Consider the following 26,252-nt stretch of genomic DNA (forward strand, 5'->3'; position numbering starts at 1 on the left):
AAGCACGAAACCAAATTGGATCGCGAGGCGACCCCATAAGCCCGCTTCAGTTAGTCCCCGCCAAGCCTCGGTGCGATACGTAGTGACTTGCTTGTCGAGAAGCGCCGCCCGCAACTCGAGTAGCTTCTCGGAAGGAAGATGATTCAACGGCATCGCGGGTTGGCGAGGTCGTCTTCTGGTTGTCCCACTGGCGCATTTTCCTTTCAGTGTGACACTTCGCGGTGAATGGCCGACTTGCTGAAGTCGGACTTGTCGGCCGGCTGCCTAGAAGGGCAGAGAGGAGAGGTCGAGGCAGCGGTTCCTGCGCTTGCATGCCGGGTGGAGGTTCTCGGCCATGCATATATCGCAGTCGCGGGTGCTGACGGTGCCTACACACCATTTGCTACATTGTTCGTAGGGCGATACAGGCACGGCGGCGCATGTGGCTTGATCTTGTTCTCCGGCCGCGATGGCCGCGAGCAGTGCTGATTGTCCTCGCCGAGATGAAGCCTGATCCGCAAAAGTCCCCTTCGCATCCAAGAATCGCTGGACCCTGAAAACGTCGTTTCGACGTTGGCGGTCTAAAATACGAAGTGATTCGTCTGTAGCTTCACAGGTGGAAGGATGAACCTCGCACCGCCGCGGTTTGCTGTCGTCAATCCAGTCGGGCGTCGTCCTAAGTACACCGAGGCAGTAGGCGGCAAACAACTCCTGATCGGACTGAGCCATCGCAGATGATGCTAAGACGAAGAGGAGGAGCGCCCAGCGCATAGGGCCAATAGTGACGTTGCAGACCCGCGTTGGCAAGTTGCCCGGCGATGTTGCGCTCTACCGAGGTCCAAGTCAGCACCGACCGGTTTCTTCGCCACCGTCTCCAGCGGGTGGAGTGCCCTCCAGATTCAAAATCAGACTCGCTGGAGGGTTTTCTTGGGCGGGTGAGTCCTGGAGTCCATCCAGAGGCCAAAACCGCTGTACGAGTCAAAAAACGGCCCTGGCGGCGATCTACTCCTAATAGCCCAGAAAAGCGCTGTCCCGAGCGGTAACACTGGGCAGGGGATACTGCCGAAGCCGAGTGGGGGATAACCTGCTTGCTGTTCAACGCTGTCCGCGCGCCGGCTCGTTCGGATGCGACCAACACACGATCAGCACTATCAGTTCTTCGGGTACCTGACCGGGATGCTCACGCTTCCAGCGTTCCACGGCCTGGTCTTCGGTCTCGCTGAACTTCTGCCACATCACCACGGTGACCTTGCCGGCGCCGCTCGCCGCTTCCAGCTTGCCGACGCGACTCTCCAACCTCATGGCTGATGCTCCTGTCTCGTACTGATGCCCAACTCGGTATGCCGACGGGCGACCCATTCGCCGAAGGTCTCCCCGTAGATGTTGATGCCTGAAGCGGGACAGGGCTCGCCAGTGGCGCCTAATGCTGCCGGGGGGATGCCAAGCTCCCCGGCTCGGCGCGAGATCCACTGCTCGCGCGTTTCCCGAGGAGGCCTGTCGACGGCGCCGACAGCGGCATTGGCGACTTCGCCAGTCGTTGCTTCCAGCCTGGCCATTCGGCGTCGGAGATCAGTCATGGCGAGCCTTCGGACCGTAGAGGGCCAGCCATTCCTGAGTGGTCATGCAAGGCCTGGGCACTACGACGACGGGATAGCCGACGGCAGCCACACGACGGCGAATCGACTCTTCGGAATCGCCCGGCTGGAAGTAGACGCACATCGGCCTCAGCCCGGTCGGCTGCAGGCGGTCCATGCGGGCGTTCAGATGCTTGATAGTCATTTGCGCTTGTCCTCCAGTGCTTTGATTCGTTTCTCCAGCTCACTCGTCTCAATCGCCTTCCGCTTGGCCTCCAGGATCGAGGCGACGGCAATGCCCTCATCGGGCGTGAGGTCGCCAGATCCAACCGCATCGACCACCGCACCAACGGCACTCACGACATCGTCCGTCGTGCTGATGGCGGGGAAGTCCAGGGATACTGGCCTGCCTTTCCTGACTGGCCACACACGAGCCAGGATCAGATCCGCCGCGCGCTGGTCGCCGTCCTTGGCAAGCTCGATCTGCTTTGCAAGGACTGCCTTGGCGTCTGCTTCTGCCAGCTTGTCGAGCAGGACAGTCGCCCTGTTCCGACTGCCCGCAGGCCTGCCTGGGCCGCCTCCGTTGCCGGGTTGAAAGCGGCCGTCGGCCGTTTTCTCACCGTTATTGGACGGTTTTTCGTCGGTCACAGGCGCAGCTCCCAAGGCAGGATGACTGAGTCGTCATTCGGCAGCGGCACGCGGCGCCAGATGTGGCGGACGTTGCTCCCAGCGACAGCGATGACGCATCCCTCGTCATGGATGCTCGGCACGGTGTCGCCGGGGTGCATGCTGTAGATCAGGCCGGCGCGCGCAGGGTGATCATGAGGCTTGGTGCGCGAGACACCGATCAGTTCCACGGGATACCAGCCGCGCATCAGGGCTGCCTCGATCACGTCACTGTCGATGAGACCTTCCAGGACATCTGCCACCTCGGACCACCTCTCGGCCGTCAGGCCGGGCAGGTCGCCGCGGCGCAGGGCACGCAGCCACTGGTCCGGAGATGAACCTGCCGGAGGGGTAGCGGGAATTGCGGAAACTGCGGAAACTACCCTGAGGAGGGGGCGGGCCGGACTTTCCGCAGTTCGCGCAATTTCCGCAGGTGGATCACGGAGCCATCTACGCATGGACGGCGGGTCCTCTCTGAGACAAGGAAGGGTTCACTGCCCAGCGTTTGGGTGGGCGTCCCAGACCGGCAGGCAGCGTCATCTCTCGGAGCACGTTTCCTTCGACCAATCGGGCTATTACGGCATCGGCGCCAGCCGCATCGATCGTCTGTCCAAGGGCATCTCGCCGGATCGTCTCCCGCGACACCTCCACGAGGTCAGCGGTCATGAGCCAATGGGCGGCCTTGCGGGCGAGCCGATCTTCTTTCGACCTGCCGGCCCGATAGATCGCGGCCTGGGCATGGGGCCGGAAGTAATCGGACCACAAGCCAGCAGCGTCCTTGATGTCGTCGGCCGTGATATTCGTGATCTGCTGGGCAGCATCCGACTCCGACCACCGCAGGAGAGCGAGAACAGCCGCCAGCCGAACGACAGTACCTCTGCCCTTGCCCAGGAAGCCTGCTTCGAGACCTTCGTGGTTCTGGGCATCGGCATGAAGATCGGCGCAGAAGGTGTCCAGAACCTGAAGGGCCTCATCGGAGAGAGTCAGGACACGCGGGTTGTCCACTTCGCCCGCCGCTGCCGAGATGCGCTTCAGCCTCGTCAAAGCGCTTTCGTCATCGACAACACGGCGATCACGGATGGACCGATATGTCGGCGTATCGGGCCAGACATAGAGGAACCGTGCGGCCATGCCATCGTCTGCCCCAGCCAGTGCCTCAACGAGCCGGTCGGGCTGAATGGTCCCGACGATGCTCACCGGGAAGCGACGCAAGTGCAGGGGGCCAGATCTCGACTTCCTGTTGATCGTCACACCAGCGGCAGCCCACGCCTCCAGATAATGCGGTCGATCACTTCCGTTTGAGTATCGCCCGAGGTTGCCGAGCCAGGCAGCCAATTCATCCCGCCACAGAACGACGCCACAGGGGTTGCCCGACACGACGTCCGCCAAGGATTCCACGGTGGCGTCTGCCACGATGACCTGGCGTGCGATGAACTTCTCGTCGAACGCTGCTTCCACGGGCTTGATGGGGGCGGGAGCGCCGCGCTCCATCGCTGCCTCGCATTCCTCCTTCCATTTCTCAGCCAGGAGGCGGGCCTGCTCGATCTTCGTGGCGTGTTGGCGTTGACGTTCCTCGTCGGAAGCCCGTAGTTCGCCTTCGATTGCATCCAGAAGTCGCTTGGAAGTGGACAGCGCAGGGCTCTTGCCGGCCGAAGGATTCCCTACAAGCGCGAGCCAGAGGACCAAGGGCTCGTGCCAGCCAGGCGTGGGCTGGACCTGCACGCCGGCGCCAGTAAGGGCGGCAACCGAGGCAAGGAGTCCTTGCGCTACGTAGTCCACCGGTGCACCTGCCGATTGCGCAGCGTCCAGAGCCCACTTGCTCCAGGCATTCGGCAGAACATGTAGCGGAAATTGCGGAATCCTCCCGCGCGGGCTCTCGAGGAGATGTTGGTCGATCGGCCCCCATAGGGGAGCTGTCTTATCGAAGGGGCGGAAGCCTTTCGGAGCCAAGATGCTAGGCTGCATGGGCCACCTCCGGCACATACAGCCTTGGCAGCGTCACGGGCCTGAGCAGGGCTTTCTCGACACGAGCCGCCAGCATGTCGTTGCTACAGGCGATGTCGCGCAGGTCGGCCAGGTCGAAGCGCGCCGCGCGCCAGTCGATGATGCACGCACCCGCTCGGCCGTGTCGCAGCCATTCCAACGGATCGTTGTAGAGCCGCAATGGCCCCTCGCTCTCGCGAGCGTCGTGGATGTGCTCCTCGCCCAACACCGTACAGTTGCCCATCCGAGTGCGGCTGGTACGCGACTCGATTCCAGTGGCTATCAAGTCAACAAGTTGGCCCCGCTCGAAGTACGGCGTAACGAAGGCAAGCCTGCCCTCGGGCTCGGGCGCGTAGTAGTGGTCATCGACCGCCACTTCCTCAACGAGGAGAGGTCGATCGGCTTGGCGAATGCCCCTCGCGTCGAGTATCTGGGCGAGGTCTTCGCGCCGCGCGTTACGGAATGCCGCGATCAGCTCGAACAGAAGCGGGTTGACCTCGGCACACCTCATCGCTGCACCTCGACTGGGAGGCGATGCGCTTCTGCCGCCAGTACGGCCGCTGGCTTCAGTATCCCATAGGCCTCCATCAAGCACCGGACTGCGAGACTCAAAGGAACCCAGTTGGCGTCGAGATGGGTCGTGATTGGACCGTCATCCCAACGCCGGGGTTTACGCGCTTGGGCGGTAGTTGTATGAATAGACATCGTTCAAGTCCTTCTCGTTAAGCCCCTTGCCGGGGCGACGACATGAATTGAAGCCATCGGCGTCTTGTCCGCGTCGGTGGCTTCTTCGATTTGGGAAATGGTCGGCAGCACTAGGGCGGCCTGGACCTGAGCGGTGTTCTCCACTTCACACATCTTCCGATCGGCATGAGCCCGGAGACGCGATGGGCGGTAGCGCACATGACGCCCGCTCTTGATGTAAGGCGGCCCACCGCCACGCGTGCGCTGAGTCTCCAGCGTTGCGGCGGCCGTTGGGCAACCCAGTTTCGTCAGGAAGTCCGCGGCCTGATCTGTCGTGAGTGGGACATCGTCGGTGGTCGCATCCTGCATGGGGATTGTCTCTCGCTTTCTAGGCCGGACAAAGCCGGCTTAAGGATGCGAAAGACTTAGCGAGCCTGTGTCCCATTGCACTGTCTTGTGCGTAGGCCGATAGCCCCACGCGAACAGGGACCTAAGGGCCTACGATTCGTGGCGTCGCGCCTCTCGGCGGGCCACGGCGGCAGCGCCGACCGCTGCCTTGATGGTCTCCGTCGAACACTCAAAGCCCGATGCGGCAAGGACCTCCGCAACAAGTTCGACGGGACCTCCGAGGGGATGTGTATTCCTTGAAACGCTGAATCTTCTCAGGAGGCGACCGCGACTATTGCGCGGCGCCAGCTCTTCCCAAACGATGGACACGTCAATCGCAAACCCTTCTAGTCCCTCGACCGAAGGACGGCGGCGACCTTGCTCCATTTCTGCTGTCGCCTTGCGCGTAACGCGGGCCAGTCGACGCCCAACGGATAGCGCACGCCAAAGAACACGTTGCTTTTCCTGTAGTGGCCATTGCAGCTCTGCGTCCGGCTTACGATTTCTCATCTTTGGCTTTTGGGAGCCGCCCTGAAGGGCCGCCTGAGGGTCTTGTGCAATCGCCGCCAAGAGAGCTTTGGTGGCAACTCCACTTCGGCGCACCAGCACAAGCGCGCGCTCTACTCCAGAAAGAGCGGTATCCAACGCAATAGCTGCTTCGCGTGCCTTCGCCACAGTGCCTTCACCTTGTCGGCGTTGCTGCTTGGCTGCCAGCACCACCAGGGAACAACATAGGGACAGAAGCGACCCCCTAATGTGCTCCGTGTCAGCAGCGGGAAACCATCGGCCGAGCACATCCAAGATTGCATTGCCCACCGCGCCGTCAGCCAGTTCGGCTGCTCGCGCGTCAATTTCATAGAGGTCGAATGTGCCAGAAACAGCTCGATGGACAGCGGGCTCGGCAGGCGAATTTGGGTTCTCGCTTTTCGCCCGGCCAAGCGCCGGCTCGGTTCTACTTTTCCCGGGCAAGACGCACGACCTTGGAGTTGGCATCGCCGCCCTTCATGGCATCGGCTACGCGCTTGGCTGTCTGGTCGGCAGCAGCGCGCACGGGATCTAGCTCCAGATGAGCATATTTCTCGGTGGTTCGAGCCTTCTTGTGGCCCAGCACCTTGCCAACGATGAACAAGCTCTGATTGAGGGCAATTCCGGCAGAGGCATGCGTATGCCGCAGATCGTGAAGCCTGACGCCGGACAGGCCGGCCTTCTCGCGTAGCCGGCGCCACACCTTCGAGTGGCCGACATGGAAGCCCTCCCCGCGCTCGGCGGGGAAGACGTACTGATCCCCACTCATGCTGTCGAACCTCTCGCCCCAGGCCATGAGTACAGCCATCGCGGGCGCCCCGAGCGGTATGACCTTCGCTCCGGTCTTGCTGTCCGGCAAGATGAGCGCGCCGCGCTGAAAGTCGACATAACGCCACCGGAGGCTGGCAATCTCTGTCTTGCGAGCACCCGTCAGTGCCAGCAGCCGGGCGATGGTCAGGGAGGCGGCGTTGACCCCTTCCCGCTCCATCGCAGCCACGGCATCGCCCAGGCGGGCCAGCTCGGCATCATCCAGGAACCGTTCACGGCTCGGAGGCTTGTTCAGGCGCACCCCCGCGGCCGGATTGGCCTTCAAGTGCCCACGATCTACAGCCCAAGCCAACATGGCGCTTAGCACCACAGTGGCCCGCCAAGCCGTGCCGGCCCCACCTCTGACTCTGATGCGGCCACGCTTTCGGGCGCCTTTCGCGGTCGGGGGAGCCTTGGTCCTGCCTTTGGACACGTCGCTCTGGAACCTCTGCAGGTCTGCCTTGGTCAACGTCGAGGTCCGGCGACGGCCCAGAAGCGGGACGACATGACGACGGAGGTTGCTGGCATCGGTTTCCCAGCTCGAGGCCTTCTTGTCGGGCTTATCGGCGGGCCCTTCTGACAGGTAGTGCTCCACCAGCTCAGACACCGGCATGTCGGCACGTTGAGCCTGTTTCTCGCCCGCAGGGTCCTCGCCGATCATGGCGCCGGCATTGGCCTTTTTGGCGGCCTGACGGGCTTCCTCGGCAGTGATCTTGGTCGAGGTGCCCAGCGTCATCTTGCGAAGCCTCCCCCGGCGCCCGCCGCCGCCAGCCCTGTAGGCAAAGACGTAGCTCTTGGAGCCCGAGGGGCGCACCCGCACCCCGAACCCGGTCAGGTCATCATCCCAATGCACGATGTCAGCCGAGCCGGCCCTCAAGGCATCGACAAAGCGTTTCGTAATTCGGGCCATGGGGCCTCCGCATAGGCTGTCGGTGCTACCCTGCCGACCTTGGGTAACACCGGGGTAACACGAGGGCGCAAACTCCCGCCACCGTGCTCAAATTCGGGCAACGGTGATAAGAGCCATATATCCTTGTTTTCGTAGCATTCCGCAAAGACGCGCAGCACTGTGCAAAGTAGCGCAATCCGCAGTCCCCTACAATGGCATTGTAGAGGTCAGGGGTTCGATCCCCCTTGGCTCCACCAACCAAATCAAGGGCTTAGCCGGCGACGGCTAGGCCCTTTTGATCTTGGGCGGAACTTCTGAGCGTGGATCCGTCTGAGCGTGAGCGCGCGCCACAGGAACAAACCGACGGAAAGCGGATCCAGGTGTGAACCGCTCTCCGTCAAGGGTGCCCAGGATGCGGGCGCCGCGATCAAGGCACTTGGCTGACGTCAAGTGCTTCTCGTTCGGAATCCAGCCATCGCTGCACCGCGATGATCTGCTCGATCTGCAGCTTACGAGGCACTTCGACGTCGAGGCGATCGGAGCCAAAGCGCACAACCGCTCCCCGGAGGCCGTGCCGTGCGGCAAAATCGTCGAGCCGGGACTGGGTATCGCGGCGATCCTCGTCCGACCATAAGTGCCCGGCTGGGATGAAGGCCCACTTGAACGCCCTGCCAACCGCGGTGCCGATGGGTGTTTGCCTGACCTCGACCTCCGGCCGCGTCAGATTGGCACTTGGGACTGACCGCAACAGACGGACGGCTGCCCTCAGGGCGTCGACCAACTGGGCCCTGCTCATGTTGTCGATGGGCTCGCCCATCCAGGTGTCGTTGCTGTTCATTGCGGCCGGGTGTCGGGGAGCGGTGTGTGGAGGTTGGCTTCGGTGTGGGAATGCGGCTTCCCTGCTCGCTCCACAGGTTTGGCGATGAGGGCGGGACGATAGACGGGGCGATTCAGCAGCCGGAGCGACTTGGTCCGAAGTTCCATGCTCCGCGCGATCAAGGCCACCACACGGTCCAGTTGCGCCCCGCTTCCGCGAAGTTCGGCGCGAGCAAAGGCTACGTGGCGCAAGTCGGCTGTCCAGGACTTCGGCACGAGCCGGCAGTGGGTCAGGTCGGAGAAGCGCCGGCAGTCGTGAGGATCGGCGACAGCGATGGGACGTTCCATTGCGTCACCCGTTCGGGACGATACCACCATCGTTGGAAGCGCGCTTCGGCCAATTGCTCCGTACGTTCCCGGCCTCAGTCGGCACTTTCCGAAAGCCGATCTCACGGGCATATGCCGCCATCACGTCAGTTGCCTGCTTTGGCGGTTTGCTCGGACAGTCTTCGACACCGAGGGTGCGATATGACGGCATTCTGAGACCGCCACCTGCAGACCGGACTCCGTCGTGGGCGACCACGGTCGCATGACCCCGAGGCCAACGCCCGGCAGCTTGTGGTAGATTGCGAGATAGTCGTCAGCCATGCGCTCGACTGTGAATCGCCGCTCGAATGCCTCTCGTACGCACGCGCGATCAAGCAACGGCAGGCGCGCAACTGCGGCTGCGGCCTCGGCTTCGTTGTGGACGATGAAGCCACTCACGCCGTCCTCGATCACTTCCGGCACCGAACCTGCGCGGTACGCGATGACAGGAGTGCCACAGGCCATCGCCTCGATCATGACCAGCCCGAACGGCTCGGGCCAGTCGATCGGAAAGAGCAGAGCCCGCGCGTTGCCGAGAAACTCGGCCTTCTGGGCTTCGTTGATTTCCCCGATGAACTCGACATTGCTGTGCCGTCCCACCAAGGGTGCAATCGTGTCCTGCCAGTAGGCGCGGTCGACCTCATCGACCTTGGCGGCGATCTTGAGCGGCAGCCCGGCCCGCACCGCTATCTCGATGGCACGATCGGGTCGCTTCTCCGGCGAGATGCGTCCCAGAAAGGCAAGGTAGCCGCCTGTCGGTTCCGCAGTGAAGGGCAGCAGTTCTCGAGGCAGGCCGTGCGGAACAGTGCCCCTCCAGTTCACTGGCGGCAGCGGCCGCCGCTGGCTATCCGAAATGGAGGCCAGAGGAATTTCAGGGAACGCCGCATAAAACGGTCTCAGGTCGGGCAGGTCGAGTCGGCCGTGAAGCGTGGTCAGCGTTCGGTCGGCGAAGCTACGGACCAGCGGGAAATGCCAGAGATCGATATGGAAATGGATGACGTCGAAATCGGAAGCGCGCTGGCGTATCTCCTCCAGCATCACGAGGTGGTAGGGCAGGTGATCGTGTACCGCCGGATTGAGGCGCAACGCCATGTCGGAGCAGCGCACCAGTTGCCCCGCTGTCTTCGAATCGCCGCTGGCGAACAGGGTGACGTCGTGTCCGCGGCGGACAAGCTCCTCTGTCAGATACGAAACGATCCGCTCGGTGCCGCCATATAGCCTCGGTGGGCAGCGCTCGGCGAGCGGAGCGACTTGGGCAATCTTCATCGACAGGACCTCTTCCAACGAGCGTAGGCGGCAGCCTGAAGGCTGCCGCCGGAGATGACCTGAATCGCTACAGTGGTGGATAGACCCGCGGCCACGGCAAAGGCGTCGGCGCGCCGTGCAAAGGACTTTTGTCGGAGTCCCGTTGTCTCCCGGCAATCGCGTCCTCGACAGCCGAGACCAGAGCCGCCGGGTTGAACGGCTTGGCGAGGACCGGTCGACGCCGGTGCTGCATCGGCACCGTCGCGCGCGATCCGTTGGCCAAGTAGACGAAGGGAACGTCGGCGAACGCCAACAGATCGGCGATTGGCAGCGGCGTGCGCCGATCCACGTCGAGATCGAGGACGGCGCAATCGATCGCACCGCGACTGATCATCCGCTGGACATCGGCCACGGTGCTGGCCGGACCGATCGTGCCGAAGCCTGCGCCGCGCAGCATTCTCTGCAGATCCAGCGCCATGACCGCCTCGTCCACGATAACCAGAACCCTGGCGCGCGGAGGATCATCAGCCGCCAGCGCTGTGGGAGCGCGGACTGGCGGGAAGGTCGCAACCCATTGCGGGTCCAGAGATTCCGGGAAAAGCCGATTCCACGAATTGCCAAGCGTGGAAGCGGCTGACACTGTTGTCATGCCTTACCTCCTGTTGGAAATGCCGCACGAGGAGAGACCGGACGAATCCGATCTCTCTCCGCAGGGAATTGGCTACTGTTGCGTGATGGTGCGCGGCGCTCCCTCGGCCTCGATGCGAATGGACCGAGCCTTCTTTTCCTCCGGCAGCTCGCGCTGCAGGTCGATCGACAGCAGGCCATTCACCAGCCGTGCGCCCGTCACCCGGACGTGGTCTGCGAGCTGGAAGCGGCGCTCGAAGTCGCGACCGCCGATGCCGCGATAGAGATATTCCGTCCGGTCATCTCGATTGGGTTGGCCTTTGCCGGTGACCAACAGCTCGTCTTCCTTTTGCGTCACGTTGAGCTCGGCCTCGGCGAAGCCCGCGACCGCCATCACGATCCGCCAGGCATCGTCGCCAGTCTTCTCGATGTTGTAGGGCGGGTATCCGCTGCCAGAGGGTTGGCTCGCCATGGAGTCCAGCATGTCGAAGACGCGATCGAAGCCAACCGTTGCACGATAGTAGGGAGCAAAGTCGAAGTCGGAACGCATTGTCATCCTCCTCATGAGCGATGGGTTTCGGCCGGCCCCCCGAAAGGCGGCCGGTCTTGCGACAGCCGAGCCTTCTAGGCTCGACAGGCCGATCTAGGAAAACGCAGCGCCGTGTCAAGACCCCGACGATGGTCGCTGGAGAGCGGGCGAGGTCGACGGTGACCTTCGTGCCACGTGGGCGCGCGCCAACCGAGGTGCGGGCATGGACTCGGCTGGAGAGTTGGCAGAGATTGCGGGCGTGGAGGCCGGCGATGACCAGGACGATGAGATCCGCCCTGCTGGTGGCAATCGGACTAGCCTGTGACGTCGCCTTCGCAACCTCCGCCGAATCTCAAGACTATCAGCGCCAGCTCGAGCGCTGCGGCATCGATCCCAAGCCGCGCCTGCCGCCGATGGAGGCGATCGAGGGTTGCACGGCAGTGATCAACTCGGGCAAGGCAACAAGGCCTATCCTCGCCGAAGCCTTGGTCCGTCGCGGTGACGCGTACCGCTCACGCCAGGACGACATCGACCGCGCGCTCGCCGACTTCAACGAGGCGATCCGGGTGGCGCCCGACTACGCGCCGGCCTTTGCCAGCCGGGGCTTCGTGCACCTGTTCGCCAGGCCCCAGCTCGATCGCGCGATCAGCGACTTCAACGAGGCCATCCGCATCGACCCTGCGTCAGCCAACGTGTTCTACTATCGTGGCGTCGCCTGGTCCGGCAAAGGCGACTGGGATCGCGCCATCGCCGATTTCGACCGGGCCATTCGGCTGCGGCCGAGCTTCAGCATTGCATACCGCGACCGCGGCAAGGCCAAGAGGGCCAAAGGCGACAAGGCTGGCGGCGCAGCCGACCAGGCTGAAGCCGAGCGCATCGGCCGACAGGGACCGGATTGTGGAGGAGCCGCAGGCTGCGGCCGATAGGCAAGCCTTACGTCGCCGATGCACCCACGACGAACAGGACCTGCAATGCCGCCAAGGCGACCAGAAAGGCGACGAGGGCGCACTCGATCGCCATGCCGCGAGGCCCCCGCATTCTGAGCCACGGGTGAGAGTTCGACGCCGACGGCGAGCGGATGATCGTATCGGACACGGCAAGGCCCCGAATATTTGCCAAGTGAATTCTGGATGGCCTCTCGCGCGATCAGGACGGCGCGAAAGGCCGGGAAGCTCACGACCGTCCGAAGACCATCCTTCGGACGGCGCCTCATGTACCGATCGCCCGTATCCCGGCCGTGTTGCGGCCGCCAGAAATTGTGTCGTCTGTGTCGCGACAACCGCCCCGGGCCCTCTCTTTCCCGTTCCGCGGGCGCGCCGCCCCCTGTAGCCTGAGCAACGGTGTGCGGAAGGAACCTCATCGTGACGGCTTCGTGCCTTTCCCTCGGATGAAGCACCCGATGCTCCGGCGGAGAGCGACGGTGTGGCTCGCGGCTGCTGCCGCGCTGCTCGCGGCTGCCCTGTCGCCCCTGGCGCCGGTGCACGCCGAGCCGCGGGGAGAGCCCGCTGGCGCCGCGGGCGAGAATTCTCCGGGGTCCGCGGCGACGGAGACGCAAGCCAGGGATTCGCGTCCCTCGGTCGACGAGATCTGCCGCACCCTGGCGCAGGCGGCAGCCGACAACGACCTCCCCGAAGAATTCTTCACCCGACTGATCTGGCAGGAGAGTCGTTTCGATCCGGCGGCGGTCAGCCCGGCCGGAGCGCAGGGCATCGCGCAGTTCATGCCGCAAACAGCCGCCAAGCGCGGACTCATCAACGCGTTCGAGCCGCTGCAGGCGTTGCACGAGTCGGCGAGCTATCTGCGCGAGCTGCGGGAAACGTTCCGCGGTAATCTGGGGTTGGCCGCGGCGGCCTACAATGCCGGCCCCGGCCAGGTCGAGGCATGGCTGGCCGGTCGCCGCCGCCTTCCGGGCGAGACGCTGGCCTACGTACTCATCATCACCGGCCACACCGCCTACACCTGGGCCTCGCAGCCGCCGCAGCTGCAGTCCGCGAGCGCGCCTGCGGGCGCGCGCTGTATCGAGCTTGCCAAGTTGATGATCGATGGTCCGCCCCGTCGCCTCGACCTCGCGTCCAACCCGGCGTGGGGACCGTGGGGTGTCCAGCTTGCCGGCACCTGGTCCGAGGGACGCGTGCTCGCGACCTACGAGCGGCTGCGGCGCAAATACGCTGCCGTTCTGGGTGACCGTCTGCCGTTGGTGCTGAACGCACGCCGACGGATGCCCTCGTCGGTGATCGTGCGCGTCTCGGAAAGCAGCCGGGGAGAGGCGGACGCGCTGTGTACCAGGCTGCGGGCGGCGGGCGGCGCCTGCATCGTGCTCCGAAATCCGCGGAGATAGCTCCCTTCCGCCCGCCGTGCGCGAGCGGCGGCGACTTCCCGACAGGGCGAGGCCCGATTGCGGCGAAGACTTGCGCCAATATGAAGACTTGCGCCAATATTACGTGGTATTATCGCGATATATTTCGACCGGCCTGCACCATCGTGGATTTGAGCGGACGGTTCAATTTCTGGCGCATCCTGGTTCTCACCCGGGCCGTCACGCCTCCTCGGGTGACGCGATGGTTTTCGCAATCGGTGGCGACCATGACCATCGGCAGTTGGACGTGGCTTCTGATCGGCGCCGCCCTGCTGGTCGCGGTCGCCCTGCGCTTTGCCGTCCCGAGCCAGCCGGCGCAATCCCGCGCCGAACCCGTTTCCGCTCCCGCGGCATCCGACACGTCGACGAACCGCCTGCCCTGGTGACGCTTGGCGCTCGGGCTTATGGCAAAGCCGTCAGCCCGAGCGCCCGCGACGGTCTACGGGCACGGCATGCCGACATGCGTCATCTTCTCGGTCGACCTGCAACCAGTGCCCGGCAATAGTCGGCATCGCTCGATTGCGCGGATGCAGCCGCCGTCGGAGTGACCGCGGCGGCGAGCATCCCCTTGAGAATCGCAGTCATGGCAAACCTCCATCGCTCGAGGATCGAGTGATGGCAGGCTTTGCGCCAATCACGGCAACAACCGGACTTTTGCGTTACGCGACGCTGACAACGGGATGCCCCCGTGTCGCGCTTCGTCGCGCCGTCAGCGTTTCGTCACTGCGGCTCCAGCCCGGCTTGGCCGATCACCTTCTTCCACTTCGCCCTCTCGGCGGCCATGCGGGTCACGAGGTCCTGCGGGGCGCAAGACAGCTCGCGCACGCCGACGTTGCGGATCTTGCGCACCATCGCGTCCGAGCGGATACCGCTGCCGACGGCGAGCGAAAGCCTGTTGACGAGGTCGATGCGCGTGCCCGCCGGCGCCGCGAGATACCACCAGAACGTCGCCTCGAAATCGGCGTAGCCCTGCTCGGCAACGGTCGGTATCTCGGGCGCGGCGAACCAGCGCTGGCTCGAGCTCACCGCCAGGGCGCGCAGCGCCCCGGAACGGATGTACGGCAGGCAGGTCGGCAGATTGTCCATGGCGACATGGACGTTCCCGGCGAGCAGATCCGCCAGCATGCGCGAGCGGCTGTCGTAGATCATGTGGCTCAACCGGATGCCGGCGACGCTCTGCAGATACTCCATCGCCAGATGACCGGCACTGCCCGGCTCGGGCGAGGCGTAGCGCACCCGGGACGGACCGAGCATCGTGCAGTAGTCGACGAACTCGCTCAGCGAGCGCGCCGGAAACCTCGGATGGACGACGAGCACGTTCGCCACCTCGCCAATGAGCGAGATCGGCGCGAAGCTCTCGACGCCGTCGTACGGGACGTACTTGCGCAGATACTGGTTGGTGACGGCGGTGCCGACGTGGCCCAGAAGCAAGGTGCGGCCGTCCGGCGAAGCCTTGGCAACGATCTCGGCGCTGACATCGCCGCCGGCGCCGGTCCTGTTGTCGACCAGGAACGGCGATCCTGTAGCCTGTCTCAGGATGTGAGCCACGACGCGCGCCATGACATCGGTGGTTCCGCCGGCCGCGAACGGCACGACGATGCGGGCGACGCCATCGACCGGCGTGAACCCCTGCGACCGGCCGACGCCGGCGAACGGAGGAACCGCAAGCGTGGCAACGCCAAGACCCGCACCGAGGACGGTACGGCGACGAATTCCGATCGGCATTTTCCCCTCCTGCGTTTTCCGGGTGGAGGCGGCGCGCCTCCTCAACAGACGGATGGCACCGGCAGACCGTTGAGCTGGGCGGTGAAATGCGGCACTGCCCCCTCGAGACAGCGCGACCAGGCGGTCACGGAGACGTTGACGAGCCTGTCGCCGAGCAGGTCGAGCAGCGCGCTTTCGATGACGCGCTGGAAATCGCCCATGCCCTGGGCCCAGCCGGCTGGCGTGAGCAGGGCGGCCAGGGCCGCAGCCGAGGAGCCGCGCGCGAAGCACTCCAGCACTGCCAGCTCGACATCGGACGGGCTGGGGAGCAGCGCGTCGACGTTGAGACGGACGTCGTAGCGCCGCGGCCTGGACGGATCGTTCCACCGGCCGCAGGCGAAGGGGATGTCGACGGAGCCCAGCCGCATGGTGAAGCTCGAGCCGATCGACGGCAGGATCCGATCGCTGCCCCGGTTCCGCAGATAGGAAAGCGCCGAGGACGACATCATCCCCGCGATCTCCTCCTCCTCCAGGCGCGAAATCGGGCGCAGCGGCACGCGCACGTCAGTCGGCTTGCCCTTCACCAGGTGGCGGACCACCACCTCCCTGACCCCATTGGAGGTGAAGATGCCCATGGTGTGCAGCGGCATGGGAACCTCGAGCACGATGCCGGCCGGCGGTTCCTGGCGGAACTCGTAGGCGTTCGGCACCGCCTGGATCGGTGCGAACCAGTTGGTCCAGCCCAGCGTCGGGTTCGAACCGACGCCCGTCAGGCACAGGTAGTGGGCGAACTCGAAGGCGTCCATGCGATCGAGATGTCCAAGCTTGCTCATCGTGCTCCCCATCGGATTGCGACGAATGCCGCCCACACGGCTGGCTTCGGCCGGGTGGAGTATCGCCACCGGGCGTTCGGCAAGTGGGAAGCCAGCGTTCGCAAAGCGTGATTTCCGCGTGTATCGACGCGATTCGCCCACCGGGCTAAAGTGACGCCAGTCGCCGTCGATCGGGGGAATGATGGCTGATCCGGCCCATCGATTTTCGCTTTCTCTCCTTGGTTCATTCCGGCTTGTCGGCCCGGATGGAGAGCGCATCGACATCGTCAGCCGCAAGGGCATGGCGATGGTGGCCATGCTCGCCACCGCCGATGGCGGCGAGCGCACGCGCGGATGGCTGCAGGAGAAGCTGTGGGGACAGCGCGACCGGCCGCAGGCCCAGGGCAGCCTGCGCCGCGAGCTCAGTCACCTGCGCGAGCACCTGAATGCCGGGCCGACGCCGGCGCTGATCTGCGAACGCCAACGCGTGCGGCTCGACCTGCAGCAGTTCGCCGTCGACGTGCTGGGGTCGCGGCACGAGGCCGGCGGCGCCGGCGAGTTCCTCGAGGGCTTCGATCTCGCCGGCGAGGAAGGTTTCGAGGACTGGCTGCGCGAGCAGAGAAGCCTGCTGGCGGCGCGCACGCCGGTCAAGACGGCCGGCGAGCGACCGGTGCTGCGCGAGGTTTCCGTCCCCTTCGCGCCTGAGAGCGGCTTCGTCGACCGGCCCGCGCTCGCCATCCTGCCCTTCGCCAACCTGACGGGCGATGCGGCCAACGACTATCTGTGCGAGGGCGTCAGCGAGGATTTGATCGACCGCGTGTCGCGCCTGCGCTGGCTGCCGGTGATCTCGCGCAACTCGAGCTTCGCCTTCGCCTCCGACCGTGTCGATCCGAGGATCATCGGCCAGCGACTGCACGCAAAGTACCTGCTCGAGGGGCGCCTCAAGCCGTCGAGCGACGGTTTCTCCCTCGCCGTCAACCTGTCCGATGCGGTCAGCGGCTACTCGATGTGGTCGCATCGCGTGCCTCTGCCGCCCGACCGCTCGCAGGATGCGCTCGACCCGATCGTCGCCGAGCTGGTCGGGGTTCTCGATACCCAGGTCGACTACGCCGAGCAGGCGCGCGCCCGCGGCAATCGCCAGAACCGCCTGGAGTTCAACAACCTGATCTGGCGTGGCCGCTGGCATCTCAACCGGCTCACCAGCGCCGATTCCGAGATCGCGCGCCAGCTCTTCGAGCAGGCGCTCGAGCTCGAGCCCGACTCGCCCGAGGCGCTCATCCAGGCGACCTACTGCCTGGGCTGGACGCTGTGGGCGCGGCGCGGCAGCGAGGCCGAGATCGGCGAGATGCGGCGCCTGGCGCATCGCGCCATCGTCGCCGACCCCGACGATGGCCGCGGCCACATGCTGGCCGGCATCGCCGAGCTGTGGCTGCGCCAGACCGCGCGGGCGCGCACTTTGTTCGAGCGCGCCATCGCGCTCAATCCCAGCCTGTGCCAGGCACACGCCCAGCTCGGCTGCCAGCACAACCTCGTCGGCGAGCCGGCCCAGGCGATCGAGCCGTTGCGCCGCGCCCAGCGTCTCAGCCCCAACGACATCCACATCTTCTTCATCATCGGCGAGCTCGCGCTGTCGTACTGGATGCTCGGCCGCTGGAACGACGCCATCGACCACGCCGACCAGTCGCTGGTCCGCCGGCCGGCCTACTGGTACGCCCTGGTCATCAAGATCAACGCCCTGGTCGGTAAGGGCGACCGCGCCGCGGCGCGCCGCGCCTACGACGAGCTGATGACCCTGAAGCCGGATTTCACGCCGAAGTTCATCGAGTGGACCCCGTTCATCGATCGCACCTGGAACCAGCGTCTGGCCGACGGCATCGCCGCTGTGACGGGTGACGCGAGGCCTGCGTCGCGCCGGCGCCAGTAAGGGCCTGTTGCTCAAGCGGCGTCTTCCCGTCCACGGCTCATGAGGCCACCGTCCATGTTCGAGCTCAAGTATTTCAGGCTGATCGACGCCTACGAGCGGTCGGAACGGGAAGCGGTCGAGCCGCCGCCGGCGCGCGCATTCGACATCGACGAGCTCGGCCCGGACAACACCGTGAAGCGGGCCATCACCGAGGTGGTGCGGATCGCCGTGCTGGTCGTCTTCAGGCTGCTGCGGGCTTTCTGGCCGGTGGCGCGCATCGGCCGGCTGATCATCGTCTCGCGGCACGCCGACGTCCGCGCCGTGCTGGAGGATCGCGAGCATTTCCAGGTGCCGTTCGGGCCCGAGATGCGCAGCCTGACCGGCGGCGCGGATTTCGCCCTGGGCCTCGACGGCGAGGCGCACGACCGGCAGCGCCGCTTTCTCGATGCCGTCGTGCGCCGGGCCGACGCCAAGAACATCCTCGAGCGGACGCGCTACTTCACCACGGCGCTGCTCGCGAACTCGGGCGGCCGGATCGACGTCATGACCGACCTTCTCGGCCGCGTACTGACGGAAACCTGCAGCGAGTATTTCGGGCTCGATCTCGACGAGCCGCACGCCTTCCTCGACCGCTCGATCGGCATCTCCGCCCTGATCTTCGCCGATCCGTTCGGCAGCCTGAAGACGCGCCGGTTGGCCATGAACGGCGCCCAGCGCGTGTGTTACCTCGTCGATCGCGCCATCGCACGCGCCCACGTCGTGCCGCGCGACAGCGTCATCGACCGGCTGGTCCAGTTCCGCGATGAAAACGGCGCCACGATCCCGGACAGCGAGATCCGCGCCATGACGATCGGCACGATGACCGGCCTGATCCCGACCAACCTCCTGGGCGCGGGCAAGATGCTGGAAGAGCTGATGCGTCGTGGCCTGCTGCCCAAGGCAATCGAAGCAGCCGCGGCGGCCGAGCGCCATCGCGACAGCGATCCGGAGGCCGCCGACCGGCATCGCCAGGCCCTGCGTGCCCTGCTGTTCGAGGCGTCGCGGCTCAACCCGGCGCTGTTTCCCGGCCAGTGGCGCTTCGCGCCGCGCACGGCGACCATCGCCGGCAAGACGGTCGAGGCCGGGTCGGTCGTCATGGTGGCGACCCTCTCGGCATTGCGCGATCGCCGTGCCTTCACCGCGCCCGACCGCTTCGAGGCAGGACGCAAGATCGACCCCGACCTGATGTTCGGCACCGGATCGCATCGCTGCCTCGGCGCCCATCTCGCCATGGAACAGATCACCGAGATCTTCCAGATCCTGCTGGCCCAACCCGGCATCAGGGTCGCCCGCGGCGCTGCCGGCATAATGTCCCACATCGGCCCCTACCCGCGCCGGCTCGACATGGTGTTCGAGCCCATCGGCGGGCCGGCGCAGCAGAACATGGTCACCATCCAGGCGCCGCTCGAGCCCGACACCCTGGCCGACGTCAGGGCCATGATCGTGGCGCTCGGCAATCCGGCGACCGCCGACAGCGCCATCGGCCAGGCGCTCGCACGCACCAACCTGGTCCACTTCGCCTCGCTGTCGGCCTTCGACGCCGCCGATCCGGACGACGCGCAAGCCGCACCCGATCCCCGTCTCGTCCTCGAGCTCAGCGTCGACGGCGAGGCCGACCGGGCGCTGCAGCGGATCGTCGACGAAGCCGGCCCGCTGATCGAGCCGATCTTCCGGCGCATCGCCGGCAGCGGCACACGATCACTCGCCGAGCTGCTGCACGCCCACAACACCAGGCTCCACTTCTTTCCCTGGGGCGCCACGGGGCTCAATTTCAACGGCACGCCGGATTGTCCGGTGGGCGACATCGAGCAGCAGCGCCAGGTGTCGGCGTTCGTACGCGACGCCCTCGATCGCTTCCTGCGGTCGCATGGCGGCGTGCACAAACGGGCGATGGACGTCCTGACCTATGTCCGGAGCCTGACGCTTCCCTACGAGACGGTGCCGTCGGCGGAAGCTTCGCCCGCCGATCCCGCCGCGGTGCAGGCGGAGGCGGCGCTGCGCGACCAGGGCAAGGCATTGCGCCCGTTCCTGATCCGCCCGGCCGGACGGCGGCTGGCGATGTCCGACTGGACCGGCCGGGGCAACAGCGTGGGCTGGCCCTCCCTCCTCAGATCCACCGTCGGCCTCTATGGCCTGCTGCTGCTTATCGCGGTCGTCTGCCTGAACGGCGCAGCGATCCATGCCGTTGTCGGCACGACGCCATGGATCACGCCGACCCTGCTGGTCGTGTCAGGCGTCGCCACGGCCGCTCTTCTCATCGCGACCTTCGTCGCCAACGGCTTCACGCGGATTCGCGAAGGCTGGGATCGGATCGTCACGCTCCTCGTCTACCTCGGGATTCCTCTGGCCGGCCTGCTGGCGCTCGCCATCGTGATCGGCGGCGTAGCCGTCGCTTCGTGCGAAGCCTCCTGGATCCTGCAGGGCTGGTTTCCCACGCTCGCCGAGAACCTTCGCTGGGTGCTGGCGGTGGCATGCGGCCTCGTCGTGACCACAATCGTCCTGCGCGCGCTTGCCGTGCTGCTGCCGCTGCTCTGGCGGTATCGCCGGCCCCTGACCCTGGCGGTCGCAGCGACCGCCGTCCTGGCCGTCTTGTGGTTCCTGTCGAAACATCTTGGCGCGCTGGCGCTCACGGTGACCGGCGGCGTCCTGGCGAGCTTCCTGCTGTTCCTGGCGGTTGCCGGCGTTTTTCTGGCCGTCCTCTACTGGCATGAGCAGCGCGACGTGCCCGACGAGCGGACGGCGCCGCTCGACTCGATCGCCCGCATCGCGGCGACGGAAAATCCCCCCGGCTACGTGCACAATCACATCACGGCGGTGACGCCCTTGAAGCCCGGCGCCTTCCGCAAGCTCACGCTGGCGGTGTCGCTTTGGGGCATCGGCAAGCTGGTGCAGTACTGGTTCCGGCCGGGCTTCGTGCTCAACATGGGCACGATCCACTACGCGCGATGGTTTCGCCTGCCCGGCAGCGAGATGCTGGTGTTCTTCTCCAACTACGACGGCAGCTGGCAGAGCTATCTCGAGGATTTCGTCACCAAGGCCCATAGCGGCCAGTCGGCGGCGTGGAGCAACGGTCGGGGATTTCCGAAGACGACACTGCTGGTGCTCGAAGGCGCGAAGGACGGCGATCGCTTCAAGCGCTGGGTGCGGCGCCAGCAGATCGTGACGCAGTTCTGGTACAGCCGCTTCCCCGACATGACGACCGACCAGATCCGCACCAATGCCCTCATCCACGACGGCCTCATGCGGGCGCAGACCGACACTGCCGCACGCGCCTGGCTCGACTGCATCGGAACCATGCCCCGTCCCGACGACGCGCTCGAGACCGACGAGATCCAGTCGATCGTCTTTCGCGGCCTGCCAGCCTATCGCTACACGCTGAACGCCGCGCTCGTGCTTCCCGAAGACAGGGCGGCGCGGGGCGCGTGGCTGGATCTCCTGCGCAAGGAGGTGAGATTCGGCGAGCAACCGGACCTCTCGCAACGACGCGCGACGTTCGTCGGCTTCTCTGCGCGCGGCATCGCCAGATGCCTTGACTGCCACGACCGCCCGGAAGAAGCCGAGCGGGTGATGAGCACCTTTCCGTCGGCCTTTCGCCTCGGCATGGCCAGTCGCGCCGCGATCCTGGGAGACCGTGGGGCGTCGGCGCCTGACTCGTGGCGCTGGACAGACGCCGATACCGCCGAGGGCTCCGCCAGGACGGCCGACGTCATGCTCTTCGTCTACGGCAGGACGATCGAGGACTGCCGCGAGACCCTGGATCGGCACTACGCGGTCCTGAAGCCGGCAGCGACCTGGGAGATCACGACCCAACCCACGGAGAAGTCGCTCAAGGCGGAGGAAGAAGGCAAGTCCAAGGGCGCGGCGCCGATGTACGAGCATTTCGGTTTCCGCGACGGCATCTCCCAGCCGATCATCCGCGGCAGCCAGCGCGCCACGGCGACCGGCAGCGCCGCCGACCTGGTCGCCGCCGGCGAGCTGATCCTGGGCTACAGGAACAGCGCCGGCTACGTCGCGCCGGCGGTGACCGTACCGGCCGAGCACGACCCCGGCGACGACCTGGAAACCGACACGCCGTCCTTCGCCTCGCGCTTTCCGCGCTTCGACGGATCGCAGGATTCGGAGTCGCGCGACTTCGGCCGCAACGGCACCTTCGTGGCGGTCCGGCAGCTGGTGCAGGACGTCGAAGGGTTCAACGGCTTCGTTGCCGCCCAGCGGCGGGAGCTCGAGAGCTATCCGGGCATCCAGGAAGCAATCGGCGGTCCGATCACGGAAGACTGGATCGCCGCCAAGATGATGGGACGCTGGCATACCGGCGCCTCGCTCATCCGCGCGCCGCACGCCGTCAAAGGCCGCCAGCCGCCCGAGACGGCGGACAACGACTTCAATTTCGCCAGCGACGACCCGCAAGGGCTGCGCTGCCCCTTCGGCGCGCATATCCGCCGCGCCAACCCGCGCGGCAGCCTGGCGCCCGACGATCCGGCGCAAGGCCTGATCGAGCGACGTCACCGCCTGTTGCGGCGCGGTCGCCCCTACACCGGCGCCGACGGCGATCCGGCGGAGCGGGGAATGCTGTTCGTCGCTCTCTGCGCCGACCTCGAACGGCAGTTCGAGTTCCTGCAGCAATCATGGATCGGATCACCCGCTTTCCATGGCCTGACCAACGAACCCGATCCCATCACCGGACCGCCGCCCTGCAACGGCACGCACGACTTCACGATCCCGACGACGGCCGGCGCCATCACGCTCAAGGGCCTCAGGAACTTCGTGACGGTGAAGGCCGGCGGCTATTTCTTCATGCCGAGCCGCTCGGCCCTGCGCTTCCTCGCGAGCCAGGCGGAACGCCCGCCGCGATGATCCCGGCGCTCGACCGGCCGCCCTTCCGGCCACGCTTCCCGTGGTTGACCGGCAATCTGCAGAGCCTCGCCACGGTACTCCTGCCGGCCCCGAAGGAGGTGGCGCCGCACGCCAGAGAAGCGCTGCGCCTGGCCTTGCCGGACGGCGACATCCTGCACGCGACGCTCGACCGCCCGGTCGAGCCGAAGCCCGGCCGGCCGACCGTGCTGCTGATCCACGGCGCCGGCGGATCGGCAGGCAGCCCGTACATGCTGCGCGCGTCGCGCCAAATGCTCGACAGTGGCCATCGGGTCGTGCGCCTCAACCTGCGGGGCGCCGGCCCGTCGCGGGCCGACTGTCGCGGCCAGTACTATGCCGGCGGCAGCGCGGACCTCGGCGCCCTCCTCGCCCTGCTGCCGGGCAGCCTGGCGACGGACGGGCTGGTCGCCGTGGGTTACTCGGTGGGCGGCGCCATTCTGTTGAAATATCTCGGCGAAGCGGGCCAGGACACGCCCCTCGCTGCAGCGGCCAGCGTCTCCGCCCCCATCGACCTGGCCGCGACCTGTCGCAACCTGATGCGCCCGTGTAACTGGCTGTCACATTTCATGCTGCTGCGGCAGATGAAACGCGAGGCCCTGGGCCCGGGCGCCGCCCTCACGCCGGCCGAGCGCGACGGCATCCGCAAGGCACGCACGCTATGGCAGTTCGACGAGCAGTTCACGGCGCCGCGCAACGGCTTCGCCGACGTTGCCGACTATTACGCGCGGTGCAGCGCCATGGAGTTCCTGGGTGGAATCCGGATCCCCACCCTGGTGGTGGCCGCGCAGGACGACCCGTGGGTTCCGTGCGCCGCCTATCTCGGCCAGCACTGGAGCGCGTACGAATCCCTGTGCTTGCTGCCGCTGCTGCCTGAACAGGGCGGCCATGTCGGCTTCCACGGGGTCGGCAGCCGTCACCCCTGGAGCGATCGTGCTGTCGCAGGATTTCTGGCCTTCCACCGGTAGGCGCGACCAATGGCCCCTCGACATTTGCAGTCCTGTGCACAATTTTGCCGCCTTCCGGTGGGACAGGGACCGTCGGTGCAAGTACATTCGTGCCGCGATTTTGCCCGGCCAACGAGTTACAATGAATAATTGGATGGTGTGGATGGGGAGCGGTCGCCCATGGGGCGCGTAAGAAGATTCCTCGCGATCATAGGCGTGGCCATGATCGGCATGATCGCCGGTCTTGCGGCTTGGTTCGCGCCGAGCCTGCCGACCGGCATCGCCCAGGATGCGGCACGGCCCAACCATCAGCCACTGATCTCGCGCGGCTACACCGACGCGCCTGCCGGCACGTTCACGGTGGCGGGTGATCCTCTGGGCGGCGCGACCCTGATCGAGCTGCGCATCAAGGATGGCCAGAGCGTCAAGGAAGGCGAGATCGTCGGCGTGCTGTCGGAGTACCCACGGGCGGATATTGCCGTGCGCACCGCCGAAGCGAGCCTCGAGAAGCTCATGCAGGTGCGCGAGACCATGACCAAAGGATCGCGGGTCACCGAGATCGCCATGGCGGAAGACAACGTCGCGCAGACGATCGAGCGCAACCGGCTTAAGGTGCTGGAGCTGCAGCGCTCGGGCAAGCCGCCCGACCAGAAGGAGATCGAGCTCAGCCTCGCCGAACAGAACCTGGAGAAGCAGAAGACCAACCTGGTCCTGCAGAAGCAGACGCTGGCGGCGGACCTGGCGATCAACGCGCTCGACATCGCCAACGCCAAGGCGGTCCTCGACCGGGCGCTGACCAATCGCGAGGCGGCGCTGGTGCGCTCCCCGATCGACGGCGTGGTGACGCAGATCTTCACGCGCCAGGGCGAGCGCGTCAGCCACTTGGGCATCGCCAAGATCGTCGACATGCGCAAGCTGCGCGTGCTGGCCGAGGTCGACGAGCTGCATCTCGACCGGCTGGTCCCCGGCGCCAGGGTCGAGATCACGTTCCGCGGCAGCCCCACCGTCTATACCGGCAAGGTGGTGCGCTCACCGATGACGGTAACGCGCGTGAAGCGCAGCAAGGCCGATCTGGGCGAGGGCAGCGCCCACCAGGTCGAGGCCGAGATCGAGTTCGACGATCCGAGCAAGATCCCGCAGATGCTCGAACGCGAGACGCGCGTCGTCTTCCTGTGACGGAGCGACCTGCGGAGTCGCCGGTCACGGCACTTCGCGGACCGGCGCTCTCCTTCTCCGGCGATCCCTTCAGCGATGGGCTCGAGCGCACCATGGTGCACGAGCCCGACGCTATCGTTGCCATGCAGGATGGCCGCATCACGCATTTCGGCCCGGCCGGCACCGTCCAGCGACTGCTGCCGCAGGGCACCGAGATCCGCGACTACGGCAAGGACGCGCTGATCTCGGCGGGCTTCGTCGACACCCACGTCCATTTCCCCCAGACGCCGATGATCGCCGCCTATGGCGAGCAACTGCTCGACTGGCTCGAGAAGTACACCTTTCCCAACGAGCTGAAGTTTGCCGACAAGGAGCACGCCCGCCGCGTCGCCCGCATCTTCCTGCGCGAGAACCTGCGCAACGGCATCACGACCAGCTGCGTCTACTGCACCGTCCATCCGCAATCGGTCGACGCCCTGTTCGAGGAGGCCGAGGCGCTCGGCCTCAGGCTGGCGGCCGGCAAGGTGCTGATGGATCGCAATGCCCCGGACGGCCTGCGCGACACGGCGCAATCGGGCTACGACCAGTCGCAGGCCCTGATCGCCAAGTGGCACGGCCGCGGCCGGCTGCTCTATGCCATCACGCCGCGCTTTGCCGGCACCAGCTCGCCCGAGCAGCTCGCCGCCGCCGGCGCGCTGTGGCGGGTGCACGACGACTGCCTGATGCAGACCCACATCGCCGAGAGCCGGGCCGAGGTGGCCTGGATCAAGGAGCTGTTTCCCGATCGCCGCAGCTACCTGGACGTCTATGACCATCACGGCCTGTGCGGCCGCCGCGCGTTGTTCGGCCACGGCATCTGGCTGCAGGACGACGAGCTGCAGCGCCTGTACGTCACAGGCGCGGCGATCGCCCACTGCCCGACGTCGAATTTCTTCCTTGGCAGCGGCGCGTTCGACGTCTTTCGCGCCACGGCGCGCGAGCGGCCGATCCGGGTCGGCCTGGGTACCGACATCGGCGCGGGGACCTCGTTCTCCATCCTGGCGACCCTGGGAGAGGCCTACAAGGCGAGCCAGCTGAACGGCCGGTCCCTGTCGGCCTGCCATGCCTACTATCTCGCGACCCGGGGCTCGGCCCGGGCGATGTATCTCGACGACCGCATCGGCAGCCTGGCGCCGGGCATGGAGGCGGACCTGGTCGTGCTCGACATGCGTTCCACGCCGCTGATCGATTTCCGCATGAACCTGGCGGCCGACTTCGCCGACCAGCTGTTCGTCCAGATGACCTTGGCCGACGACCGCGCAGTCCAGGCGACCTATGTCGCCGGCCGCATGGCCTACAGCCGAACAGCCCCTGGTCTTGTGTGAAAATTGGGTTGCGGCCCATAAATATT

General features: G+C 65.9%; 24 protein-coding genes. 8 read left to right on the forward strand and 16 right to left on the reverse strand.

Annotation, left to right across the window (positions count from 1 at the left end):
- Positions 1-1,074 precede the first annotated feature (1,074 nt).
- From AB7O82_RS18545 to AB7O82_RS18610, 14 genes are all read right to left on the reverse strand, one after another.
- Entirely contained in the window at positions 1,075-1,281 is a 207-nt protein-coding gene (locus tag AB7O82_RS18545; protein ID WP_428544567.1) for a hypothetical protein, read from the reverse strand.
- Between the two features lie 267 nt (positions 1,282-1,548).
- Positions 1,549-1,758: a hypothetical protein gene (locus tag AB7O82_RS18550; RefSeq protein ID WP_428544564.1), complete on the reverse strand. Its 210-nt coding sequence runs from the start codon at positions 1,756-1,758 to the stop codon at positions 1,549-1,551.
- Entirely contained in the window at positions 1,755-2,201 is a 447-nt protein-coding gene (locus AB7O82_RS18555; protein ID WP_428544561.1) for a DUF5681 domain-containing protein, read from the reverse strand. Before AB7O82_RS18555 ends, AB7O82_RS18550 begins: the two co-directional genes overlap by 4 nt.
- Positions 2,198-2,482, reverse strand: coding sequence for a hypothetical protein (locus tag AB7O82_RS18560; protein WP_428544558.1), 285 nt, complete (start codon positions 2,480-2,482; stop codon positions 2,198-2,200). The genes AB7O82_RS18555 and AB7O82_RS18560 overlap by 4 nt, the downstream gene beginning before the upstream one ends.
- Before the next feature lie 187 nt (positions 2,483-2,669).
- A complete protein-coding gene (locus AB7O82_RS18565) occupies positions 2,670-3,998 on the reverse strand; it encodes a DUF3987 domain-containing protein (protein ID WP_428544555.1) in 1,329 nt (442 codons plus the stop codon).
- A 175-nt stretch (positions 3,999-4,173) separates the two neighbouring features.
- Positions 4,174-4,713 carry a hypothetical protein gene (locus AB7O82_RS18570; RefSeq protein ID WP_428544552.1) on the reverse strand — a complete coding sequence of 180 codons (540 nt, stop codon included), beginning with the start codon at positions 4,711-4,713 and terminating at the stop codon, positions 4,174-4,176.
- A gap of 197 nt (positions 4,714-4,910) precedes the next feature.
- Complete coding sequence (locus AB7O82_RS18575) at positions 4,911-5,255, reverse strand: hypothetical protein (RefSeq protein WP_428544550.1); 345 nt, start codon at positions 5,253-5,255, stop codon at positions 4,911-4,913.
- Between the two features lie 129 nt (positions 5,256-5,384).
- The gene (locus tag AB7O82_RS18580; protein WP_428544548.1) at positions 5,385-5,993 is read right to left on the reverse strand and encodes a hypothetical protein; all 609 of its coding nucleotides are present in this window, start codon (positions 5,991-5,993) and stop codon (positions 5,385-5,387) included.
- 232 nt (positions 5,994-6,225) lie between these two features.
- The gene (locus tag AB7O82_RS18585; protein WP_428544546.1) at positions 6,226-7,515 is read right to left on the reverse strand and encodes a tyrosine-type recombinase/integrase; all 1,290 of its coding nucleotides are present in this window, start codon (positions 7,513-7,515) and stop codon (positions 6,226-6,228) included.
- A 406-nt stretch (positions 7,516-7,921) separates the two neighbouring features.
- Complete coding sequence (locus AB7O82_RS18590) at positions 7,922-8,332, reverse strand: hypothetical protein (protein WP_428544544.1); 411 nt, start codon at positions 8,330-8,332, stop codon at positions 7,922-7,924.
- Positions 8,329-8,658: a hypothetical protein gene (locus AB7O82_RS18595; protein WP_428544542.1), complete on the reverse strand. Its 330-nt coding sequence runs from the start codon at positions 8,656-8,658 to the stop codon at positions 8,329-8,331. Before AB7O82_RS18595 ends, AB7O82_RS18590 begins: the two co-directional genes overlap by 4 nt.
- 120 nt (positions 8,659-8,778) lie before the next feature.
- Entirely contained in the window at positions 8,779-9,942 is a 1,164-nt protein-coding gene (locus AB7O82_RS18600; protein ID WP_428544539.1) for a glycosyltransferase family 4 protein, read from the reverse strand.
- 67 nt (positions 9,943-10,009) lie between these two features.
- Positions 10,010-10,399: a hypothetical protein gene (locus tag AB7O82_RS18605; protein WP_428544536.1), complete on the reverse strand. Its 390-nt coding sequence runs from the start codon at positions 10,397-10,399 to the stop codon at positions 10,010-10,012.
- A gap of 243 nt (positions 10,400-10,642) precedes the next feature.
- Positions 10,643-11,098: an Hsp20 family protein gene (locus AB7O82_RS18610; RefSeq protein WP_428544533.1), complete on the reverse strand. Its 456-nt coding sequence runs from the start codon at positions 11,096-11,098 to the stop codon at positions 10,643-10,645.
- 251 nt (positions 11,099-11,349) lie between these two features.
- Here AB7O82_RS18610 and AB7O82_RS18615 point away from each other — a divergent pair, with 251 nt between their 5' ends.
- The 3 genes from AB7O82_RS18615 to AB7O82_RS18625 all read left to right on the forward strand — a co-directional run bounded on the left by AB7O82_RS18615 (position 11,350) and on the right by AB7O82_RS18625 (position 13,819).
- Positions 11,350-12,003: a tetratricopeptide repeat protein gene (locus tag AB7O82_RS18615; protein WP_428544530.1), complete on the forward strand. Its 654-nt coding sequence runs from the start codon at positions 11,350-11,352 to the stop codon at positions 12,001-12,003.
- Between the two features lie 494 nt (positions 12,004-12,497).
- Positions 12,498-13,415, forward strand: coding sequence for a lytic transglycosylase domain-containing protein (locus AB7O82_RS18620; protein ID WP_428544527.1), 918 nt, complete (start codon positions 12,498-12,500; stop codon positions 13,413-13,415).
- Positions 13,416-13,660: 245 nt separating this feature from the next.
- A complete protein-coding gene (locus tag AB7O82_RS18625) occupies positions 13,661-13,819 on the forward strand; it encodes a hypothetical protein (RefSeq protein WP_428544524.1) in 159 nt (52 codons plus the stop codon).
- A gap of 334 nt (positions 13,820-14,153) precedes the next feature.
- Here the strand turns inward: AB7O82_RS18625 and AB7O82_RS18630 are convergent, their stop codons facing one another.
- Both AB7O82_RS18630 and AB7O82_RS18635 read right to left on the reverse strand, forming a co-directional pair.
- Positions 14,154-15,158 carry a Bug family tripartite tricarboxylate transporter substrate binding protein gene (locus tag AB7O82_RS18630; RefSeq protein WP_428544521.1) on the reverse strand — a complete coding sequence of 335 codons (1,005 nt, stop codon included), beginning with the start codon at positions 15,156-15,158 and terminating at the stop codon, positions 14,154-14,156.
- A gap of 41 nt (positions 15,159-15,199) precedes the next feature.
- Entirely contained in the window at positions 15,200-16,267 is a 1,068-nt protein-coding gene (locus tag AB7O82_RS18635) for a hypothetical protein (protein WP_428544518.1), read from the reverse strand.
- Between AB7O82_RS18635 and AB7O82_RS18640 the strand changes: the two genes are divergently transcribed.
- The 5 genes from AB7O82_RS18640 to guaD all read left to right on the forward strand — a co-directional run bounded on the left by AB7O82_RS18640 (position 16,266) and on the right by guaD (position 26,226).
- Positions 16,266-17,873, forward strand: coding sequence for a tetratricopeptide repeat protein (locus AB7O82_RS18640; RefSeq protein WP_428619922.1), 1,608 nt, complete (start codon positions 16,266-16,268; stop codon positions 17,871-17,873). The two genes, AB7O82_RS18635 and AB7O82_RS18640, sit on opposite strands and share 2 nt — an antisense overlap.
- Before the next feature lie 54 nt (positions 17,874-17,927).
- Positions 17,928-22,745 carry a cytochrome P450 gene (locus AB7O82_RS18645; RefSeq protein ID WP_428544512.1) on the forward strand — a complete coding sequence of 1,606 codons (4,818 nt, stop codon included), beginning with the start codon at positions 17,928-17,930 and terminating at the stop codon, positions 22,743-22,745.
- Positions 22,742-23,728: a YheT family hydrolase gene (locus AB7O82_RS18650; protein WP_428544509.1), complete on the forward strand. Its 987-nt coding sequence runs from the start codon at positions 22,742-22,744 to the stop codon at positions 23,726-23,728. Before AB7O82_RS18645 ends, AB7O82_RS18650 begins: the two co-directional genes overlap by 4 nt.
- A gap of 201 nt (positions 23,729-23,929) precedes the next feature.
- Positions 23,930-24,883: an HlyD family secretion protein gene (locus AB7O82_RS18655; protein ID WP_428544506.1), complete on the forward strand. Its 954-nt coding sequence runs from the start codon at positions 23,930-23,932 to the stop codon at positions 24,881-24,883.
- Positions 24,880-26,226 carry a guanine deaminase gene (guaD, locus tag AB7O82_RS18660; protein WP_428544503.1) on the forward strand — a complete coding sequence of 449 codons (1,347 nt, stop codon included), beginning with the start codon at positions 24,880-24,882 and terminating at the stop codon, positions 26,224-26,226. Before AB7O82_RS18655 ends, guaD begins: the two co-directional genes overlap by 4 nt.
- Positions 26,227-26,252 lie beyond the last annotated feature (26 nt).

Origin of the sequence: Reyranella sp. (assembly GCF_050185545.1) — a bacterium.
Taxonomy (GTDB): domain Bacteria; phylum Pseudomonadota; class Alphaproteobacteria; order Reyranellales; family Reyranellaceae; genus Reyranella.

Coding starts and splice junctions, on each gene's coding strand:
- AB7O82_RS18595 (WP_428544542.1), bottom strand. CDS start 8,658: ATGGAACGTCCCATCGCTGTCGCCGATCCTCACGACTGCCGGCGCTTC.
- AB7O82_RS18600 (WP_428544539.1), bottom strand. CDS start 9,942: ATGAAGATTGCCCAAGTCGCTCCGCTCGCCGAGCGCTGCCCACCGAGG.
- AB7O82_RS18625 (WP_428544524.1), top strand. CDS start 13,661: ATGACCATCGGCAGTTGGACGTGGCTTCTGATCGGCGCCGCCCTGCTG.
- AB7O82_RS18650 (WP_428544509.1), top strand. CDS start 22,742: ATGATCCCGGCGCTCGACCGGCCGCCCTTCCGGCCACGCTTCCCGTGG.
- AB7O82_RS18610 (WP_428544533.1), bottom strand. CDS start 11,098: ATGCGTTCCGACTTCGACTTTGCTCCCTACTATCGTGCAACGGTTGGC.
- AB7O82_RS18545 (WP_428544567.1), bottom strand. CDS start 1,281: ATGAGGTTGGAGAGTCGCGTCGGCAAGCTGGAAGCGGCGAGCGGCGCC.
- AB7O82_RS18645 (WP_428544512.1), top strand. CDS start 17,928: ATGTTCGAGCTCAAGTATTTCAGGCTGATCGACGCCTACGAGCGGTCG.
- AB7O82_RS18585 (WP_428544546.1), bottom strand. CDS start 7,515: ATGGCCCGAATTACGAAACGCTTTGTCGATGCCTTGAGGGCCGGCTCG.
- AB7O82_RS18590 (WP_428544544.1), bottom strand. CDS start 8,332: ATGAACAGCAACGACACCTGGATGGGCGAGCCCATCGACAACATGAGC.
- AB7O82_RS18655 (WP_428544506.1), top strand. CDS start 23,930: ATGATCGGCATGATCGCCGGTCTTGCGGCTTGGTTCGCGCCGAGCCTG.
- AB7O82_RS18570 (WP_428544552.1), bottom strand. CDS start 4,713: ATGAGGTGTGCCGAGGTCAACCCGCTTCTGTTCGAGCTGATCGCGGCA.
- AB7O82_RS18550 (WP_428544564.1), bottom strand. CDS start 1,758: ATGACTATCAAGCATCTGAACGCCCGCATGGACCGCCTGCAGCCGACC.
- AB7O82_RS18640 (WP_428619922.1), top strand. CDS start 16,266: ATGCTCGCCACCGCCGATGGCGGCGAGCGCACGCGCGGATGGCTGCAG.
- AB7O82_RS18615 (WP_428544530.1), top strand. CDS start 11,350: ATGACCAGGACGATGAGATCCGCCCTGCTGGTGGCAATCGGACTAGCC.
- AB7O82_RS18575 (WP_428544550.1), bottom strand. CDS start 5,255: ATGCAGGATGCGACCACCGACGATGTCCCACTCACGACAGATCAGGCC.
- AB7O82_RS18635 (WP_428544518.1), bottom strand. CDS start 16,267: ATGGCCACCATCGCCATGCCCTTGCGGCTGACGATGTCGATGCGCTCT.
- AB7O82_RS18630 (WP_428544521.1), bottom strand. CDS start 15,158: ATGCCGATCGGAATTCGTCGCCGTACCGTCCTCGGTGCGGGTCTTGGC.
- AB7O82_RS18605 (WP_428544536.1), bottom strand. CDS start 10,399: ATGGCGCTGGATCTGCAGAGAATGCTGCGCGGCGCAGGCTTCGGCACG.